Source organism: Photobacterium aquae, assembly GCF_001029445.1.
In the GTDB taxonomy this organism is placed as follows: domain Bacteria; phylum Pseudomonadota; class Gammaproteobacteria; order Enterobacterales; family Vibrionaceae; genus Photobacterium; species Photobacterium aquae.
Map to the genome: position 1 here is coordinate 26,469 of NZ_LDOT01000022.1, position 20,607 is coordinate 47,075.

The 20,607-nt window shown below is 56.7% G+C and carries 11 protein-coding genes; 3 read left to right on the plus strand and 8 right to left on the minus strand.

Annotation, left to right across the window (positions count from 1 at the left end; genetic code table 11):
* Window positions 1-61 precede the first annotated feature (61 nt).
* Entirely contained in the window at window positions 62-1,249 is a 1,188-nt protein-coding gene (gene tyrS / locus ABT56_RS14615) for a tyrosine--tRNA ligase (protein WP_047879636.1), read from the plus strand.
* A 65-nt stretch (window positions 1,250-1,314) separates the two neighbouring features.
* Here the strand turns inward: tyrS and ABT56_RS14620 are convergent, their stop codons facing one another.
* The 8 genes from ABT56_RS14620 to gltB (ABT56_RS14655) all read right to left on the minus strand — a co-directional run bounded on the left by ABT56_RS14620 (window position 1,315) and on the right by gltB (ABT56_RS14655) (window position 16,880).
* Window positions 1,315-1,926 (minus strand): TRIC cation channel family protein, encoded by a 612-nt coding sequence (locus ABT56_RS14620; protein WP_047879637.1) that lies wholly within the window; start codon window positions 1,924-1,926, stop codon window positions 1,315-1,317.
* Window positions 1,927-2,049: 123 nt separating this feature from the next.
* Window positions 2,050-2,874, minus strand: coding sequence for a vitamin B12 ABC transporter substrate-binding protein BtuF (gene btuF, locus ABT56_RS14625; protein ID WP_047879638.1), 825 nt, complete (start codon window positions 2,872-2,874; stop codon window positions 2,050-2,052).
* A complete protein-coding gene (locus ABT56_RS14630; RefSeq protein WP_047879639.1) occupies window positions 2,875-3,831 on the minus strand; it encodes a cobalamin biosynthesis family protein in 957 nt (318 codons plus the stop codon).
* Entirely contained in the window at window positions 3,831-4,526 is a 696-nt protein-coding gene (gene mtnN, locus ABT56_RS14635; protein ID WP_047879640.1) for a 5'-methylthioadenosine/S-adenosylhomocysteine nucleosidase, read from the minus strand. Before mtnN ends, ABT56_RS14630 begins: the two co-directional genes overlap by 1 nt.
* A gap of 118 nt (window positions 4,527-4,644) precedes the next feature.
* Entirely contained in the window at window positions 4,645-6,057 is a 1,413-nt protein-coding gene (locus tag ABT56_RS14640; protein WP_047879641.1) for an FAD-dependent oxidoreductase, read from the minus strand.
* Between the two features lie 11 nt (window positions 6,058-6,068).
* Window positions 6,069-10,532 (minus strand): glutamate synthase large subunit, encoded by a 4,464-nt coding sequence (gltB, locus tag ABT56_RS14645; RefSeq protein ID WP_047879642.1) that lies wholly within the window; start codon window positions 10,530-10,532, stop codon window positions 6,069-6,071.
* Window positions 10,533-10,867: 335 nt separating this feature from the next.
* Window positions 10,868-12,340 carry a glutamate synthase subunit beta gene (locus tag ABT56_RS14650; protein ID WP_047879643.1) on the minus strand — a complete coding sequence of 491 codons (1,473 nt, stop codon included), beginning with the start codon at window positions 12,338-12,340 and terminating at the stop codon, window positions 10,868-10,870.
* Window positions 12,333-16,880: a glutamate synthase large subunit gene (gltB, locus tag ABT56_RS14655; protein ID WP_047879644.1), complete on the minus strand. Its 4,548-nt coding sequence runs from the start codon at window positions 16,878-16,880 to the stop codon at window positions 12,333-12,335. Before gltB (ABT56_RS14655) ends, ABT56_RS14650 begins: the two co-directional genes overlap by 8 nt.
* Before the next feature lie 616 nt (window positions 16,881-17,496).
* On the opposite strand from gltB (ABT56_RS14655), the gene mnmL reads away from it, so the two are divergent.
* Both mnmL and ABT56_RS14665 read left to right on the plus strand, forming a co-directional pair.
* Window positions 17,497-18,450: a tRNA modification radical SAM protein MnmL/YtqA gene (mnmL, locus tag ABT56_RS14660; RefSeq protein WP_047879645.1), complete on the plus strand. Its 954-nt coding sequence runs from the start codon at window positions 17,497-17,499 to the stop codon at window positions 18,448-18,450.
* Between the two features lie 82 nt (window positions 18,451-18,532).
* Window positions 18,533-20,467 carry a diguanylate cyclase gene (locus tag ABT56_RS14665; RefSeq protein WP_084722302.1) on the plus strand — a complete coding sequence of 645 codons (1,935 nt, stop codon included), beginning with the start codon at window positions 18,533-18,535 and terminating at the stop codon, window positions 20,465-20,467.
* The last annotated feature ends 140 nt before the right edge of the window (window positions 20,468-20,607 follow it).

Here is a 20,607-nt window from a genome sequence, read left to right on the forward strand (position 1 = left end):
CGCTATTCAAGTAAGATTGAGGATTATGACTTTTTTGCCAATTCTGTGGGAGCAAACAAGAATGGCCAGCATTGAACAAGCATTAGCTGAAATTAAGCGCGGTGTTGATGAGCTGATTCCGGAAGAAGAGCTAATTGCCAAGCTAAAAGAAGACCGTCCACTTCGAATCAAACTGGGCGCGGATCCAACGGCCCCGGATATCCACCTTGGCCACACTGTTATTCTGAACAAGCTACGTACGTTCCAGGAGCTGGGCCACGAAGTCACTTTCCTGATTGGCGATTTTACTGCCATGGTGGGTGATCCAACCGGTAAAAACACAACCCGCCCGCCACTGACGCGTGAGCAGGTTATCGAGAACGCCAAGTCGTACACTGATCAGGTATTCAAGATCCTTGATCCTGAAAAGACCAAGATCGCGTTCAACTCAAGCTGGTTGTCTGAGCTAGGTGCAGAAGGGATGATCCGCTTGGCGGCCAACCAGACTGTTGCCCGTATGCTTGAGCGTGACGATTTCAAAAAGCGTTACAACGAAGGTCGCCCGATTGCGATTCACGAGTTTATGTACCCGCTGCTGCAGGGCTATGACTCAGTGGCAATGCATACAGACGTTGAGCTTGGTGGTACAGACCAGAAGTTCAACCTGCTGATGGGCCGTGAGCTGCAAAAAGCCAATGGCCAGAAGCCTCAGGTTGTTCTGACTATGCCATTGCTTGTTGGTTTGGACGGCGAGAAGAAGATGTCCAAGTCAGCGAACAACTACATTGGTATCTCCGATAGCCCGACTGAAATGTTCGGTAAGATCATGTCGATTTCCGACGATCTGATGTGGAACTACTACGAACTACTGTCTTTCCGCCCATTGGAAGAGATCGAGCAGTTCAAGGCAGATATTGCTGCTGGCAAGAACCCACGTGACGTTAAGATCCTGCTGGCGAAAGAAATCATCGCTCGTTTCCATAGCGAAGCGGATGCCGAAGCTGCTGAGCAAGAGTTCATCAACCGCTTCCAGAAAGGCGCGATGCCTGAAGAGATGCCGGAATTCGAATTCGAAGCCGGTATTGCGATCAGCAACCTGCTAAAAGATGCGGGTCTGGTTAATTCGACGTCTGATGCGCTGCGTATGATCCGCCAAGGTGCTGCAAAGCAAGACGGCGAGAAGATCGAAGACACTAAACTTGTTCCAGCCGCTGGTACCGCAGTGTACCAAGTAGGTAAGCGCAAGTTTGCCCGTGTAACCATCAAGTAATTGATTGGCTACCGCTGAATAAAAAAACCGCCTTACGGCGGTTTTTTTATAGTTGTAGATTAGAGTCAAGAGCGAAGGGCAAAGGTCGGTAGCGACAGGTGCCAACGGATTGCGGCCAGACGGATCACCAAGGTGGTGATGATACCGGCCAGTGTTGCGACTGAGGCTTGCACCCCGACAGTCAGTGCCGTGGTATGGACAATACCGCCGACAATACAGGCCGTGGCATATACCTCGGTTCTTAGCACCATGGGTATTTCACGCGCCAGAACGTCGCGGATCACCCCGCCGCCACAGCCAGTCATTACCCCCATGATCACCGCCACCATCGGCGTTGCCCCGAAACGCAATGCCTTTTCGACACCGATGGCGACGAAGACGGCAAGGCCAATAGCATCGGCAACTGGCAGGATCCACCAAGGCATATGCCGTGGCCGGCGAATCGCCGCCATGCTGATCAGGCAGGTAACGAATATTACCCACAGGTAATTGGTATCGTTGACCCAGAAGACCGGCGTAGCACCCAGAGCCATATCGCGGATGGTACCGCCACCGATAGCCGTCACACTGGCAAGCACGACAACACCGAAAGGATCCATCCGTAAACGCCCAGCTAGAAGGACGCCCGATGCGGCAAAAACGGCTGTGCCGAACATATCAAGAATATAGATTAGCATCACGTTACCTGTTGAAAGCTGATAGGGAAGAAGGCAAACGCGCTGATTGTACGTTTAATGGGCCTTCGCACAACTCGTTGCGATGGCTTTGTGAAGATTCTCACAATGAATTTTTATGGCCTGTCACTGTGTGGCCTCGCGCACCGAGTCGAGGTACTGGCAGACCTCCCTGACGGCATTGATTGTCCTCGGGGTCGGCCGGTTTAGCCAGTCGGAAGTCAGGGTATAGAGGTGTCCGTTAGCCACGGATGGGAGTTCATCCTGCCACTGGTTCCAGCGGTGCGGATCGGCTGTGGCATGGGCGGTGCCGAAGATCACCTCTGGCTGGCGAAGTATCACTTGTTCAACGGAGACCTGCGGGTAGGCGGCTGGGCTTTCCGCGAAGATATTACGGCCGCCACAAAGGGTAAATACCTGGCTCGGCCAGCTGTTGTCGGCCACGGTGATGATTGGGCTGTCGCTCAACTGGTAGAAATAGCCAACCGGGCGCTGGTGGTGGTACTTGGCCCGCATCTCGTTCAGCTGCTGGCGAAATTGGTTGGCGGCACGTTCGGCAATGCTCGGGTCGGCAGCATACTGGCTCAAGTTCTCCAGCGAGGTGGCGATATCGTCAAGGGTCTTAGGGTTGGAGTAATACACCTTGTAGCCTAGTTGTTCCAGCCTCGCCATTTCGCGGCTAGGGTTTCCGCCTTGCCAGGCTAGGATTAAATCCGGCTTGAGGGCGATGATCCGCTCTAGTTTGATCCCTCGGTAGTTGGCTACCCGTTCTAGCTGCTTGGCGGCTTCCGGATAGTCGCTGTAGTCGCTTGCGGCAACCAGTTTGTCGCCGAGGCCAGCGGCATAGGCGAGCTCAGTGGTATGGGGCGAAAGGCTGATGATCCGCTCGGCTGCCGCGAATGATAACGGGCTGGCAAGGAGCAGGAAGAAGCTAAATAGCGTGGTGCGCATTTATACAGTCCCTTGAAATAGTATCAAAAGCAGTGATTGCAGCAGTACCCAGATCAGCAAACGGGTATTGGCGATGCGGTCAATTTGGGCAAGGTGCAGTGCTGCCGGGGCAATTTTTCCACCGATACGTGGCCGTTCGCGTTTGGTTTGGTGATAGATAGCTGGCCCGCCAAGAGAGAGGGATAACTTGTGACCGGTAGCGGCCAGTAACCACCCCGGGCCCGGTAGTAGCCAATTTTCACCTTGGCTGGCAAGCCCGGATAGCGCTGCCTTGCTGTTACGGCCAAGGCAAATCAACACCGCAAAAATGCGGAGCGGGATCAGCTCGAAGACGGCCAGCAGGCGTACCGCGGGCAGTCCGAAATATTGGTAGCCGGGATGTCTTGGTGACCAGGTACGCGCCAAGGTCACGGCAAGGCGGTACATAAGAGCGCCGATACCACCGCTAAGGGCGTACCAGAACAAGACACCGGCAACATGGCGGCCATAGCCAAGCAGCAAGGTTTCAGCGGCGGCTTTGCCCAGCCCAAGCAGGGACAGGCTATCGGTTTGGCGGTTAATGCGCAGTCCGAGTAGCAGGCGGCAAACGGTTTTGTCCTCGCGGTTGAAAGCCTGGATAAACTGTTTGCTGAACGTAGAGGTTTCACGCCAGCCGAGGGCAAGCCAGAGGAGCGTGATGTGAAAGGCCGCTTCGAACCAGACTAGTTGGTAGGCGCAAATTAGCAAAATCAGCGGTGTGAGCCAAACCAGACACCAGGCAAGCAGGCCGGACAGTTGCTGCTGGCGAGGGGAATCATCGGATTTGATGACTTTGGCGGCAATGGCACTGGCTAATTGTTGCCCCACCTGCAAGGGATGCAGATGGGGCGGGATAGGCAACAGCCATTGCAATGCCAGTGCGCCCCACAGCGCGAGCAGGGTCGGGTAGGCTGTTACTAATGCAATGGCGTCACTCATTATGCGTTCAGTAGCTCAACCATTTTGGCAACCATGACAGATGAGCTCTGTGCGGCTAGCGGCAGGAATTCGTCGAAGCTCATTGGTGATTCTTTGTCGGCCACATCAGAAATTGCACGTACAACCACGAAAGGCACGTTGAACTGGTGACAAGCCTGGGCAATCGCCGCCGCTTCCATTTCTACCGCAACTACGCTTGGGAAGTTGTCACGGATGAAGGCTTGCTTTTCTGCTGAGCAGACAAACGCATCACCGGTACAGATCAGGCCGCGAACGGCGTGCATGTCACTGCCAGCAAGAGCTTGCTCGGCAACTGCCATCAATTTGCTGTCAGAAGCAAAAGCCGCTGGCTGCTGGGCCATTTGGCCGATTTCGTAGCCGAATGCGGTTACGTCAGCATCGTGGTAGCGTACTTCGGTTGATACAACAACATCACCGACATTCAGGCTGCTGTCGAAACCGCCGGCAGAGCCTGTGTTCAGTACGACGTCAGGCTGGAAAATTTCAAGCAGAATCGCTGTACCCACCGCCGCGGCGACCTTGCCGATCCCAGATTGCAGCAGTACGACGTCTGCGCCGTTAAGGGTACCGGTATAGAATGTACAACCTGCTTTCTGGTGGGTTTCGCAGTTGGTCAGTTGATCTTTCAGGATGGCAACTTCTTGCTCCATCGCACCGATAATGCCGATTTTCATCAATTGAGTCTCTTGTTAGGTGGATAAAGCCCCCCGAGGAGCGGGGGGCTTGATATGGCGCTAATTGTACCACGGCTAACTGGCCAATTGCCAAGCAGTCGCAAGGTGGCGATGAGGTTCAGAGCCCGAGATAGTCGAGGATCCCGCCTGCGGCGCGACGTCCCTCGTCGATGGCGGTTACCACCAGATCCGAGCCTCTTACGGCATCGCCCCCGGCAAAAATTCTCGGGTTGCTGGTCTGGAAGGCCATGTTGTTTTGACTGTGGGTCATGATCCTCCCTTGTTGATCGAGGTCGACATCGAAGTCGGCCAGCCACGGCATCGCATGGGGCTGGAAGCCAAAGGCCATGATCACCGCATCGGCAGGCAAAACATGCTCGCTGTCCGGCACGGTTTCGGGTCGTCGTCGTCCGGCCGCATCCGGCTCGCCTAGTGCCGTTTTGACCATCCTTACCCCGCAAATATGGCCTTGGGAATTGATCTCAAGGCCAATGGGCTGGAGGTTGAACTTGAAGCTGACGCCTTCCTCTCGGGCATTTTTCACCTCGCGCCTCGAGCCGGGCATATTGGCTTCGTCTCGGCGGTAGGCACAAATCACTTTGCTGGCCCCTTGGCGTATTGAGGTTCGCACGCAGTCCATAGCCGTATCACCACCCCCGAGTACCACCACCTGCTTGCCTTGCATGTCGATGTAGTGGCTGTCTCCCTCCAGCTCCATGACCCGATAGGTATTGGCGACCAAAAACGGCAGGGCATCATAGACGCCGGGCGCGTCTTCGTTGACTAGGCCCGCCCGCATGTTCTTGTAGGTCCCGACACCGAGGAAGACCGCATCGTAGTCGGCGATCAGATCGGCCATCATGATATCCTTGCCGATTTCGGTGTTGAGCCTGAATTCCACCCCCATCTCGGTGAAGACTTTGCGGCGATTGACCATGACCTTCTTTTCAAGTTTGAAGGAGGGGATCCCGAAGGTGAGCAGGCCGCCGATCTCGGGGTAGCGGTCAAAGACCACGGGCTTGACCCCGTTGCGCACCAGTACGTCGGCACAGGCGAGGCCGGCAGGGCCCGCGCCGACGATGGCGACCTTGCGCTCGGTCCATTCCACCTGCGACATGTCAGGCTTCCAGCCCATCTCGAATGCCTTGTCGGTGATGTACTTTTCGATATTGCCGATCGTCACCGCCCCGAAGTCCTCGTTGAGGGTGCAAGAGCCCTCGCAGAGCCGGTCTTGCGGGCAGACCCGGCCGCAGACCTCGGGCAGGGTATTGGTCTGGTGGGACAGTTCGGCGGCTTCGATGATCCGTCCCTCGTTGGCCAGTTTAAGCCATTGGGGAATGTAGTTGTGCACCGGGCATTTCCATTCGCAATAGGGGTTGCCGCAGTCTAGGCAGCGATCGGCTTGGGCCCCGGCCTGCTGCTGGGTAAAGGGTTCGTAGATTTCGACGAACTCGATCTTGCGTACTTTCAGTGGCTTCTTGTGCGGGTCGATCCGGGCCACATCAATAAACTGGTATACGTTCTGGCTCATCGGTCTCCCTCCTATTGTGCTTGAACGCGGAGCTCGGCTGCCGACCGGCTCTGGTGCCCGAGCAAGGTGTTGACGTCGGCGGATTTCGGCTTGGCAAGGTAGAACCGGGGGATCCACTGGTCAAATTCGGCAAGGATTGCCTGGGCGCGGTCGGAGCCGGTCAGTTCCAGATGGCGTTCAAGCAGCCCGCGCAGGTGTTCCTGGTGGATTTTGAGCTTGGACAGCGGCAGGGCCTCGACCAGCTCACTGTTGACCCTGCCGGCAAAGTCTCCGTCCTCGTCGAGGATATAGGCGAATCCCCCTGTCATCCCGGCACCGAAGTTGACCCCGGTTTTGCCAAGAATTGCCACTATGCCCCCGGTCATGTATTCACAGGCGTTGTCCCCCGCGCCTTCGATCACCGCGATGGTGCCTGAGTTACGTACCGCAAAGCGCTCCCCGGCCTTGCCGGCGGCAAACAGTTTGCCGCCGGTAGCGCCGTAGAGGCAGGTATTGCCGATAATCGTCGACTGGTGTGACTTGAAGGCAGAGCCCAGCGGTGGCCGGATGATGATTTGGCCGCCGGTCATCCCCTTGCCGACGTAGTCATTGGCATCGCCGGTCAGGATCAAATTGAGGCCGCCAGCATTCCATACCCCGAATGACTGGCCAGCGGTGCCCGTCAGGTTGAGGGTGATCGGTGCTGAAGCCATTCCCTGATTGCCCCAGCGCTTGGCGATCTCGCCAGATAGGCGGGCACCCACTGAGCGATCAGTGTTGCGAATGGTCTGGTGGATCTCAGCGCCGCAGCGCGAATCAATGGCAGGCAGTGCCAATTCGAGCAAGGAGGCGTTGAGCTCGGCGTTGTCGAATGGGGTGTTGGGCTCGCTGCAATAGAGCGTCTTGCCCGCCAACGGGGTTGGGCTGGCGAGTACTGGTGATAGATCAAGTTTGCTCTGCTTGGCGGTAAAGCCCTCGATGACCTCCAGCAGTTCGGTTCGGCCGATAAGGTCGGTGAGCTGTTCAACCCCGAGCATGGCGAGCAACTCCCTGACTTCTTGGCCGAGGCCGACGAAGTAATTCATGACCTGTTCTGGCAGGCCTTTGAAGAAGTCGCGGCGTAGGGTCTCATCTTGGGTCGCAACGCCGGTCGCACAGTTGTTGAGGTGGCAGATCCGCAGGTACTTACAGCCCAGTGCAACCATCGGGGCGGTGCCGAAGCCGAAGCTCTCTGCGCCGAGAATCGCGGCCTTGACCACATCGAGGCCGGTTTTCAGACCACCGTCGACCTGAAGCCGGATCTTGTGGCGCAGGCCGTTGGCGACTAAGGCCTGTTGGGTCTCGGCCAGCCCGAGTTCCCACGGACTTCCGGCGTACTTGACCGAGGTGAGGGGGCTGGCCCCGGTGCCGCCGTCATAGCCGGATATGGTGATGAGATCGGCATACGCCTTGGCGACGCCGGTAGCGATGGTGCCGACGCCTGGCTCGGAGACCAGCTTTACCGACACCAGCGCCTCGGGATTGACCTGCTTGAGGTCGAAGATAAGCTGGGCTAAATCCTCGATTGAGTAGATATCGTGGTGCGGCGGCGGCGAGATGAGGGTAACGCCGGGAACCGCAAAGCGCAGCTTGGCGATCTCGCTAGTGACCTTGTGGCCTGGCAACTGGCCGCCCTCGCCGGGCTTGGCGCCTTGTGCCACCTTGATTTGGATGACATCGGCATTGACCAAGTAGTGCGGGGTTACCCCGAAGCGGCCCGATGCCACCTGCTTGATCCGCGAATTGCGCTCGCTGTTGAAGCGACGGGGATCTTCGCCGCCCTCACCAGAATTAGAATAGCCGCCGAGGCGGTTCATGGCCGTCGCCAACGCTTCGTGGGCTTCGGGGCTCAATGCCCCGATCGACATTGCGGCCGAATCGAAGCGCTTGTAAAGCCCGGCGGCAGGTTCGACCTGCGCGATGGGAATAGGATCGTCGCTTTTCTTGAGGCGGAGCAGATCACGGATAGCCGCGACCGGGCGGGTATTGACGGTTTGCGCGAAAGCCAGATAGTCCTCGTAGTGCCCGGATTTAACGGCCGTTTGAAGGGTGCCAACGACATCGGGGTTGTAGGCATGGAACTCGCCATCGTGGACGTACTTGAGCAACCCGCCATGTTCGATCGGCTTGCGCTTGAGCCAAGCCCGGCGCGACAGGTTGAACAACTCTTGCTGGAAGTCGGCAAAGCCAGCCCCTTGGATCCGGCTGGCGACGCCGTCAAAGCAGAGATCGACCACCTCGTCGGCGAGACCGACGGCCTCGAACAGCATGGCGCAACGGTAGGAGGCGATGGTCGATATCCCCATCTTGGACATGATCTTGTAGAGCCCTTTGTTGATCCCGTTGCGGAAGTTGAGCATGACCTCGCGGTATGGCTTGGCAATGGCGCCGCTGTCGACCAGTTTGCCGAGGGACTCATAAGCCAGATAAGGGTAGATGGCCGTGGCCCCGAAGCCGAGCAAGACCGCGAATTGGTGCGGGTCACGGGCGGTTGCTGTTTCGACAATGATGTTGGCGTCGCAGCGCAGGTCGGTACTGACTAGGCGCTTTTGGACCGCGCCGACGGCCATTGCCGCCGGGATCGGTAATCTGCCGGCGTTAATACCGCGGTCGGAGAGAACCAGCAGCACGGTCCCTCCGCGTACCAGTCGCTCGGCCTGATCGCAGATCTCGGTAATGGCCTGCGCGAGATCTTTGTCGGCAGGGTTGAAATTGATATCGATAATGCTGTTGCGGTAATGCTGGTCATCCAATTCGAGTAACTGGACCAGATCCGAGTAGAGCAAGACCGGCGAGGAGAAGGCGACCCGGTAGGCATGGCCATCGGTTTCGCAAAATACATTCATCTCGCGACCGATACAGGTGGCCAACGACATCACATGTTTTTCTCGCAGCGGGTCAATCGGCGGGTTGGTGACTTGGGCAAACATCTGGCGGAAATAATCGGTTATAGCCCGCTCGCGGGAGGAAAGTACCGCCATCGGGGCATCGTCCCCCATGGATCCTGTGGCCTCTTGGCCGTTTTCGCCAATGACCCGGAGAACCTGGTCAAGCTCCTCGCGGCTTACCCCGAACAGTTTCTGGTAGGTGGTAAGCTCGCTGTCTTCAAGTGATCGGCTCCCGACTTGTTCATCGCCGAGGTTTTCGAACGGTACCAGTCGCTTAACGTGGCTGTCCATCCACGCCTTGTAAGGATGGCGGCCCATCAGATCGCTGTCGATATCGGTGGAGTGCCATATTTTGCCGAACTTGGTATCGATAACCAGCAACTCCCCGGGTCCGACGCGGCCTTTTTCGGCCACTTCGTCCGGGGCGTAATCCCAGATCCCAATCTCGGAGGCCAGGGTGATTAGCTTGTCCTTGGTGATCACGTAGCGTGCCGGGCGCAGGCCGTTGCGGTCGAGGTTGCAGGCGGCATAGCGGCCGTCGGACATCACTATCCCCGCTGGGCCGTCCCATGGTTCCATGTGCATAGAGTTGAAATCATAGAAGGCCCGCAAGGCCGGATCCATGTCAGGGTGGTTCTGCCACGCAGGAGGAACCAGCATTCTCATCGCCCGGAACAAATCCATCCCGCCGGCCAGAAACAGTTCGAGCATGTTGTCGAGGCTGGAGGAGTCGGATCCGGTTTCGTTGACAAACGGGGCTGCGTTTTGCAAGTCGGGCAACAGCGGTGAGGCAAATTTATAAGAGCGGGCCCTTGCCCATTGGCGGTTGCCTGCAATGGTGTTGATCTCGCCGTTATGGGCAAGATAGCGAAATGGCTGGGCCAGAGGCCAGCGCGGCTGGGTGTTGGTCGAGAAGCGCTGGTGGAACAGGCATATAGACGATTCCAGCCGGATATCACCGAGATCAAGGTAGAAGCGGGGCAGATCGGCGGGCATGCATAGGCCCTTGTAGACGGTGACTTGCGTAGAAAAGCTGCAAATATAGAAGTCAGGATCACCGCTTAGCCGCTTTTCGATCCGGCGGCGGGCAACATACAGCCGCCTGTCGATGTCGCGCGGCTTCCAGCCTGTGGGGGCATTGACAAAGATCTGCTCGATATTGGGCAGGCTATCGTTGGCTATCGGGCCGAGCACCTGCGGGTTGATAGGTACCTCACGCCAACCTGCCAGAGAGAGTGTTTCCCTGCCTAGCTCTTCAAGGATGACGGTTCTTGCCTGCTCGGCTCGGATCGGGTCTTGGCTCAGAAATAGCATTCCCACGGCAAACTCCCGTGAGAGTTTCCAGCCGTTATCTTCGGCTATCCCCCGGTAGAAACTGTCGGGCTTTTTCATCAGCAGGCCGCAGCCGTCGCCGGTCTTGCCGTCGGCGGCGATCCCGCCGCGATGGGTCATCCGGTCAAGGGCGGAGATGGCGGTACGGACAAGGCGGTGGCTGGTTTCCCCTTCGATGTGGGCGATGAGCCCGAAGCCGCAGTTATCTTTGTCCAGCATTGGGTTATACAGTGTCATTGCAACGCTCCCTTGCTCCTGCCTTGCAGGCAGTGATACAGCATGTGTCGACTCTTATCCTGACCGCCTTAAGTGTAACCTTGGTACCGTTTCCCGTTCGTTAATGACTGTGAGCAGGCAGGCTTGGCGGTAGGTATACCTATGCGTCCAGCGATCTTTCAAGTTAACGGCTATTTACAAAAAGGTCAAACGGCTGTGCTTGAGTAAACATTTCCGCAACCTTGCCGGGCTAGGGTAGAATTAATGCGTGACGAGAAAAGTGATGAAGCCGATAGAACGGGATGTCGGTATAAAAAAACCGGCCGAGGCCGGTTTTGGGAGTAGAGAAGCAAGACTTATACGTCAGAGAGCATTAGCGAGCTGGCTTTGGCTTCGAGGTTTGAACCGCCGAGCAGGTAGGTATCAATTTCTCGGGCGCATTCGCGGCCTTCGTTGATACAGCGAACCACTAACGACTGGCCGGTACGCATATCACCGGCGGCAAAGACGCCCGGCTGGTTGGTAGCAAAGCCCTTTGTGGCGACATTGCCGCGATCATCAAGGGCGATATCTAGCTGTGCCAGTACACCGTGGGGCTCTGGATGCAGGAAGCCCATCGCCAGAAAGGCCAGATCACATGGGATGACTCGCTCTGAACCAGCCACTTCGGTAAACGCCGGGCGCTCGCCGGGCTTGGCATCCTGCCATTGGATATCGGCGATGCGCAGGGCCTTGAGGTTGCCCGCCTCATCACCGATGAACTCTTTGGTCAGGATATTCCAATGGCGGTCGCAGCCTTCCTCGTGGGAGGTCGATGTCCGCAGGATCATCGGGTATGACGGCCACGGCTGGTTTACTGGGCGTTTTTCCGGTGGGATCGGAAGGATTTCCACCTGGGTAATGCTGGTTGCCCCGTGGCGGTTGGACGTACCGACGCAGTCAGAGCCGGTATCACCGCCACCGATGACCACCACATGCTTGTCTTTGGCATGGATTTCTTCTGTTTTCAAATCCATATCGTTGGCGCGGCGGTTATTCTGGGCCAGGAACTCCATCGCGAAGTGAACCCCCTTGAGCTCGCGCCCCGGGATGGGGAGGTCGCGCGGTACGGTTGAGCCGCCGGTGAGCAGGACGACATCAAAGTCTTGGCGCAACTGGCGGGCATTGATATTGACCCCGACATGGGCGTTGACTTCAAACTTGATCCCGGCTTCGGCCATCAGGTTGATTTTGCGGTCGATGATATCCATACCCAGTTTGAAATCGGGGATCCCGAAGCGCAGCAGACCGCCGACTTTCTCATCGCGCTCAAATACCGTCACGCAGTGGCCGGCGCTGTTGAGTTGCTCGGCTGCCGCAAGGCCTGCGGGCCCTGAGCCGATGATCGCTACCGTCTTGCCGGATCGGGTGCGTGGGGTTTTGGGTTTGGCATACCCTTCACGGTATGCCGTTTCGACAATGGTCTTCTCGATGTTGCAGATGGTGATAGGGTCTTGGTTAATACCCAGCACGCATCCGCTCTCACACGGCGCCGGGCAAACTCGCCCAGTGAACTCCGGGAAGTTGTTGGTCGAGCTCAGGATATTCCACGCTTCTTCCCAGCTGTCGCGAAACACCGCATCGTTGAACTCAGGGATGATATTGCCGATCGGGCAGGCGTTGTGGCAGAACGGCACACCGCAGTCCATGCAGCGCGCAGACTGCTGGTTGATCTTGTCACCAAACTCCGTATTGAGAACAAACTCCTTGTTGTCCGCGATACGAACGCTCGGGTCTTTCTTGCTTGGCAGCTCGCGGCCAAACTCCAAAAATCCAGTAGGCTTACCCATTGATGGCCTCCAACTCTTCCTTGTTCAGTGCTTCGGCTTTGCGTTTGGCCAGTACGGCCTTGTAGTCCCTTGGCATGACTTTGGCGATTTTCGCCAAGTTGCCCTCGAAGTTGTCGAGGAACATCTTGGCAACCGTACTGCCAGTGTAGGCAAGGTGCTTGGTCAGCATGTCGTGCAGCAATGCTTTGTCTTCCTCTTCCAGCGGATCGAGGTCAACCAGTTCAGGATTGAGCTTGGTGGCGAAATCGTCGAACTGATCCCAGACGTAGGCCACACCACCGCTCATGCCTGCGGCGAAGTTGCGGCCGGTCTGGCCGAGGATCACGGCAATGCCGCCGGTCATGTACTCACAGCCGTGGTCTCCAACACCTTCTACGACGACGCGGGCACCGGAGTTTCGCACGCAGAAGCGCTCGCCAGCCATCCCTCGGATGTAGGAGTCACCCGATGTCGCACCGTAGAAGCAGACGTTGCCGACCACGATGTTGTCTTCCGGCACGATGTCAGACTTGGCATCCGGGTAGAGTACCAAAGTCCCCCCAGACAGCCCTTTGCCCCAGTAGTCGTTGGCATCGCCTTCGACCTCGAATTTCACGCCCTTGGCGAGGAAAGCGCCGAAGCTCTGGCCGGCTGAACCGTAGAACTTGACGTTCATCGGCTGGGGCAGACCGCCGTCTTTGTAAATCTTGGAGATTTCATTGGACAGCATTGTGCCGGTACTGCGGTCGGTATTGATGATGCCGAACTCGGCGTCGACCTGCTTGCCCTCGTAAAGGGCTGGCGCGGCGGCCTCGATCAGCTTGCGGTCAAGCACCGCCTCCAAGCCATGCTCTTGCTCGCGCTGGTTATAGATGCCGTCTTCGGCACGGGCCGGCTCGCTGAACAGTACCGGGCTCAGGTCGAGATTCTGGTATTTCCAGTGGCCGATGCCATCGCGGATCTTCAGTTTGTGGGATTGGCCGACCATCTCATCGATCGTGCTAAAGCCCAGTTCGGCCATGATTTCACGCAGGCCGTTGGCCATGTACTGGAAGAAGGTCACCACATCTTCCACTCGGCCGTCGAATCGCTCGCGCAGGGTCTTGTTCTGGGTGGCGATCCCCACCGGGCAGGTGTTCTTGTGGCACTTGCGCATCATGATACAGCCTTCGACCACCAGGGCGGCGGTGGCCACGCCCCATTCCTCGGCACCGAGCAAGGTGGCAACAGCAAGGTCGCGAGGGGTCTTCATCTGGCCGTCGGTCTGGACCACGATCCGGTTGCGCAAGCCGTTTTTGAGCAGGGTCTGGTGGGTTTCGGCAAGGCCGAGCTCCCACGGCAGGCCGGTATGGCGGATAGAAGACATCGGTGATGCCCCGGTGCCGCCGTCGAAGCCGGCAATGAGTACCACATCGGCCTTGGCTTTGGCGACGCCCGATGCAATGGTGCCGACGCCTGCCTCTGAAACCAGCTTGACGTTGACCCGCGCCTTGCGGTTGGCGTTCTTGAGATCGTAGATAAGCTGGGCCAAATCCTCGATGGAGTAGATATCATGGTGTGGCGGCGGCGAAATCAGGCCGACCCCCGGGGTAGAGTGGCGGGTTGCGCCAATCCAGTCATCGACCTTGTCACCCGGCAGCTGGCCGCCTTCGCCCGGCTTGGCGCCTTGGGCCATCTTGATCTGGATTTCGTCCGAATTGGTCAGGTAGTAGGAGGTCACACCGAAGCGGCCCGAGGCTACCTGCTTGATCGCCGAACGCTCCCAGTCGCCATTGGCTTTCTTTTCGAAACGGGCTGGGTCTTCGCCGCCCTCGCCTGAGTTCGACTTGGCCCCGATGCGGTTCATGGCAACGGCCAGTGTTGAGTGGGCCTCGTAGGATATCGAGCCGAAGCTCATTGCACCGGTGGCAAAGCGTGCCAGAATGCTTTCGATAGGCTCGACCTCTTCCAGCGGGATAGAGCCGGCTGGGTTTTTGACGAATTCAAGCTGGCTGCGAAGCGTTGCTGCATCATCGCCCTGCTCGTCAACGGCCTTGGCATATTGCAGGAACTGGGCATAGTCCTTGTTGCGGGTTGACTGCTGCAGCAAAGAGATGGTCTCAGGGTTGAACAGGTGCTTTTCGCCGCGCTGTTTCCACTGGTAGACCCCGCCGACGTCGAGCATCTGGATTGGCACTTCGCGGGTCGGGTAGCCGAAGCGGTGGCGGACCAACACTTCCTTGGCGATATCATCGATGGTCAGGCCCTCGATACGCGAGACGGTGCCGGTGAAGTACTTGTCGACCACACTCTTGCTGATCCCGAGCGCTTCGAAAATCTGAGCGCCGTGGTAGGACTGCAAGGTCGAGATCCCCATCTTGGAGAAGATCTTGAGCAGGCCGCCGTTGACCCCTTTGCGGTAGTTGTTGAACAGGGTTTCGGTCGGGATTTCCGGATCGAGCTTGCGCTTGCGCTGCAGGTCAACCAGCGTTTCGGTAACCAGATACGGGTTGACGGCATTGGCTCCATAGCCGACCAAAGTCGCAAAATGGTGGGTTTCGCGCGCATCGCCGGTCTCGACCACGATATCGCACTTGGCGCGGAGACCCTTGCGGATCAGGTGGTGGTGAACCGCACCGACAGCGAGCATCGCCGGAATAGCGGCGTGGTTGGAGTTCACTGCGCGGTCAGTCAAAATGATGATCGAATAGCCGTCGTTGACCGCATCTTCGGAGTACTGGCAGATCCGCTTGAGGGCGCGCTCGAGCTTGCCCGGCTCGCCGCTGGCACGAAATACGATATCGAGAGTCTTCGCCTGAAGGTGCTCGTTGTCGATTGCGCGCAGCTTCTCCAGCTCGGCATTGCTCAGTACCGGTGATTCCAGCTCGACCTTCTGGCAGTGCTGGGGGCTTTCGCTAAGCAGGTTTTGGTCTTTGCCCAGATAGGTATTGAGCGACATCACCATGCGCTCGCGAATTGGATCGATCGGCGGGTTGGTGACTTGGGCAAAGAGCTGTTTGAAGTAGTTAGATAGGTGCTGGGACTGGTGGGACAGTACGGCCAGCGGCCAGTCGGCACCCATAGCACTGAGCGGCTCATAGCCAGTTTTTGCCAGTGGTACCAGAATTTCATTGACCTCTTCCGAGCTGATGCCGAATGCCTGCTGGTGATGCAAAAGGCGCTCAGGGGTCGGCTGGTGGTGCATGTTGTCGGCTTCCGGCAGCCCTTTGAGGGTCAGCAGGTTTTCCAGTACCCATTGTTCGTAGGGCTGGGCCGAGGCAATCGTGTCTTTGACTTCTTCGTCGGAAATGATCCGGCCCTGTTCGAGATCGGCAACGAAAATCCGCCCCGGCTGCAGGCGGCCGCGGTAGTGGATGTTTTCAGGTTCAATTTCAATGACCCCGGATTCGGAGGCCATGATCAGGAAGTCGTCCTTGGTGACGGTATAGCGCGATGGGCGCAGGCCGTTACGGTCAAGGGTGGCACCGACCTGAACCCCATCGGTGAAGCAGACCGAGGCCGGGCCGTCCCACGGTTCCATCATGTTGGCGTGGTATTGGTAAAATGCCCGGCGCTTGGGATCCATCCCTTTATTTTCCTGCCATGCTTCGGGGATCAGCATCATCAGGGCATGGGGCAGGCTACGGCCGGAAAGTACCAGCAGTTCCAGCGCCATGTCGAAGTTGGAGGAGTCCGAGCTGCCTTCCTGGCAGATCGGCAGCAGCATGTCGATTTCCTGCTGGCTGAATAGGTCCGATTCGAGGATCGCCTCGCGTGCCTTCATCCAGTTGAGGTTGCCGCGCACGGTGTTGATCTCGCCGTTGTGGGCGATATAGCGGAAAGGCTGGGCCAGACGCCATTTCGGGAAAGTGTTGGTCGAAAAACGGGAATGAACCAGCGCCAGCGCGGTGACCATCGATGGGTTCTGGAGGTCGAGGAAGTATTGAGGAACCTGCTCGGTGGTGAGCTGTCCTTTGTAGACAAGGGTCTTGTATGACAGCGAGTTGATGTAGAAGTCATCACCGATGTTGGACACGCTCTCGAGGCACACCCTTACCGTGTAGTTTCGCAATACGTACAGTTTGCGCTCGAGGGTGGCAGGATCAAGGCTCGGACCGCCGGTAATAAAGACATGCTCGAACTGGGGCTCGGTGCTTAGCGGGTCGTCGCCGATCATTGAGTTGTCGACAGGTAGCACCCGGTAGCCCAACACCTCGAGGTCGAGGCGCTTGGCATTGCGTTCGAGGATATCGCGGCATTGTTGGCGCTTGTATTCATCTTTAGGGAACAGTACGACCCCGATACCGTAGCGGTCAAACGCCGGTAGGCGGATCCCCAGCTTGACGGACTCTTCCAACAGGAATTCATGGGGTTTTTGTAGCAGGATCCCCGCACCGTCACCGCTGCATGGATCGCAGCCTTGGCCACCACGGTGCTCCATTCGTGCAAGCATATCAAGGGCTTGAGTGACGATTTGGTGGGATTTGCGGTTCTTCAGATGGGCGACAAAGCCGATACCGCAGGCATCGTGCTCCATTTCAGGCACATAAAGTCCCTGAGCATTCAGCTCTTGATCTGTCATAGATACTTCCTTCCAGTTTCAACAGGCACCGCTCCAGATGCCTGAGTTATCCCTAATTTTGATTGTTTCCCGCAGACCTTAGATGGACTCCTGTCCGGTTCTTGCGGGTGGTTTGCTGTGGGATGATGTTATCTTGCGTAGCAAACTAAACTCTGTAGCACTGTTGCTCTGGTATGCAAAAGCACTGCATTTTTGATGGGAAGCGACATTAAAATCTGTAGAAAACAGAAATATAGTCACATTTATTGCTCATAAATTGCACACAGCTGTAACTATCCTACAATTTTGATTTATCAATTACCAACAAAAATTCGCGCCAACCGCCAACTCCTTGGCAAATGAATGAATTTCTAGGCGGGTAGATTGAGTAATAATTCGAGAATGATTTGCATTATGCATATCGTGCTTAAATAAACTTGTTTTTGGTGTGGTTATACTGTCGATAGGTAAAAACGGAGCGTTATTGGTTGTTGTTGCAAATTTTCATTGTGCTCCCTGTCGCCGGAGCGGGAGATGGGGTATATGCTGGCTTTTTGTTCTGGCACAACGTTTGACCCAATATTCGGTGATAACCTGCACCGTTTTTTTCTTCCGTAGAATCAACCGAGGTGATCCGATGCAATTGCATGAACTTGTCAATACCTTTGGCCAGGACTTGCAGCGCCGCTATGGCGAGAAGGTACATAAGCTGACCCTACATGGGGGATTTAGCTGCCCGAACCGTGACGGAACAATTGGCCGGGGCGGGTGTACGTTTTGCAATGTCGCCTCTTTTGCCGATGAGCAAGCCCAGTTCAAGCCGATTACCGAGCAGTTGTCCCTGCGCGCCGGTGAAGTGAATCGCGCCAAGCGCTACCTCGCGTATTTTCAAGCCTACACCAGTACTTATGCCGAGGTTCAGACTCTAAAGGCGATGTACGAAGAAGCACTGGAAGCGGCTGATATCGTTGGCCTGTGTGTCGGTACCCGCCCTGACTGCGTGCCGGATGAGGTGCTGGAACTTCTGGCCGGCTACCACGAGCAAGGGTATGAAATTTGGCTCGAATTAGGGCTTCAGACCGCCAATGACAAGACCTTAAAGCGGGTTAACCGTGGCCATGACTTTGCTTGTTACGAGGCTATCACCAAGCGAGCCCGTGCGCTTGGGCTTAAGGTGTGCGCCCATTTGATTGTGGGGCTGCCAGGGGATACTCGTGAAGATAACCTTGATACGATCCGCAAGGTGGTCGATGCCGGTGTCGATGGGATCAAGCTGCACCCTTTGCATATTGTCGAAGGCAGTATCATGGGATTATCGTGGAAAGCGGGCCGCTTGGCCGAGCTGACCTTGGAGCAGTACACTGAGATCGCCTCGGAGATGATTCGCCTGACGCCGCCAGAAGTGGTTTTCCATCGCGTGTCGGCAAGCGCCCGCAAGCCAACATTGTTGGCACCGGAATGGTGCGAGAACCGTTGGCTGGCGATGACAGAAATCGGCCGAAACCTCGATGCGTCTGGTGGACAGGGCTCCGGGGTGGGAGAGCCATTTGTCTATCTGCCGCCGCAGGCCGTTAGTATGGCTAGCAAGTAAAGGATTTAGCATCAGTTAAGGATTAAACATTACGTAGTCTTTTGGTAGATTACAGTGAATAACTCTTAATAGATGTTGAATTATGCCAGCTCTCCATCAAGGCAAGTTAGGGCAGTGTGAGACCGAAGCCGCCTCCCCCAGAGCACCTAACTCATGGGGAGGACGGTTGAAAGGTGCGTTGCCGGCTGTTTTTCCTTCCGCTCCTTTTTTGGGGGCCGTTCTGGTGATCGCGCCGCCGTCAGCGCTGGCGGCGGCAGATGACCGATATCCATTACTGATGCCTCTATTCTTATTGTTGTTCAGTGTATTGTGCGGGGTGACGGCCGCGCTGCTGTTTACTGCATTTCGTCCCCGCACGTTTCGTTATCTTCACGCATTGCTGAGCACCATGCCGGTTGCGGTTGCTTTGGTACGCAAGCGTGATGGCTATCTTGTCTACGGCAACAAACCCTGCCGTGATCTGCTCGGGGTGCGCCGTCTTCACGGTCGTTATCTGATGCCCGACACCCTCAGTGCCGTGATGGTGCATGACTACCTGCGCCCCTTTGCTGATCAGGCTTTTTTCGATGATTCAGGTGTTGAATTGCCAGTCGCCAATGGCCAGCAACTTAACCTTCGGATTAGTGGCCGGGTGATCACCTATCTGTGGTCCCCGTGCTGGCTGCTTTATATTACCCCTGATCTCAGTTCGACAGATTCCCATCAGCAGTTCGAGAAAGAGCAACGTACTTTCCAGCAGGTACTCAACTCCTTGTCGGAGCTGGTCTGTTTCCAGAATAATAGTGGTGAGCTGATCGGAACCAATAAGGCGTTTGACCGTTTCTGGCGGGGGCGGCTCGAGGAAGGGATTGCCTGTGCTACCGAAGGGAATGCCCGCACCAAGGCTGCTAACCATAGCTGGACCGTCACGCCAGAGGGGTCGAGTTGCCTGCTCGAAATTAACCGCAATTTGCTACTGGGCGATAATGGCGAAGTTATCGGCAGTCTTAGCATCAGCCATGATGTGACCGAATGGCACGAGATGCAGGATGTGTTGCGCAGCGAAATCGAAAAGCGCGAGATAACCGAACAGGAATTGGCCCAGCGTAATAACCTGCTTGATACGATTTTGCATGCCAGCCGTGATCCGATTGGCTTGTATAACGAGCATGGGATCTATGTCGGTTGCAATGAGGCGTTTGCCCGCACGTTGGGCCATACCACGGAAACCTTGCTGGGCAAAGCGGTGCGGGATGTTTTGGAGCCCGAGCGGTTCGCCGAAGTCTGGAAGATCGACCTTAAGGTGATGGAGGAGGGGATCAGTGTTACGACGGATGACTGCGTGACTCTGACTGACGGCAGCATGGTGTGGTTTGAGGTGCTCAAGTCCCCTTATCGGGATCCGACCGATGGGACTTTGGGGGTATTGATGATGGCCCGTGATGTGACCGAGCGGCGTCTGGCCGAGCAACAGCTTGCCGATGCCATTATGGAGCTTCAGGAACTCAGCTTCGTTGACAGCCTGACCAAGGTTGCCAACCGCCGCAGCTTTGACGAGCAACTGCGCAAGCTGTGGTACAGCCATATCCGCGAGCAGCAGCCGCTGACCCTGATCCTGTGTGATATTGACTATTTTAAGGCGTTCAATGACAACTACGGCCATCAGCAAGGGGATTTTGCCCTGCGTGAAGTGGCCAAGGTTTTGCTCAGTGTCATTAAGCGCGAGACTGATGAAGTCGCCCGCTATGGTGGCGAGGAATTTGCGTTCCTACTGCCCAATACCAACCTCAATGGCGGCAAAGTCGTGGCGGAGGCCATCCACAAGGCACTGGCCGAAAAAGGTCTGACTCATATGTATTCCGAGGTATCGAACTCGTTGACAGTCAGCTTGGGCGTCGCAACGATCATACCGCAACCTAACCAAGATTACGGCGAGTTGGTCGAAATGGCCGACATCGCCCTTTATCAGGCCAAGGGGGCGGGGCGCAATTGCACCATGACGATGACCGACTCGCAGTGTGATGACGGGAGAGCCTGAGGGGCCAGAGAAAAGAACAGACAAAGCCTGCATCTGCAGGCTTTGTCTGTTAAGGCCTCCACATAGTCGCCATCTTGTGCCCAAACACCACTTGGGATATCGCGAATGGCCTATTATGATGGGAATAGCTGTGGTGTATT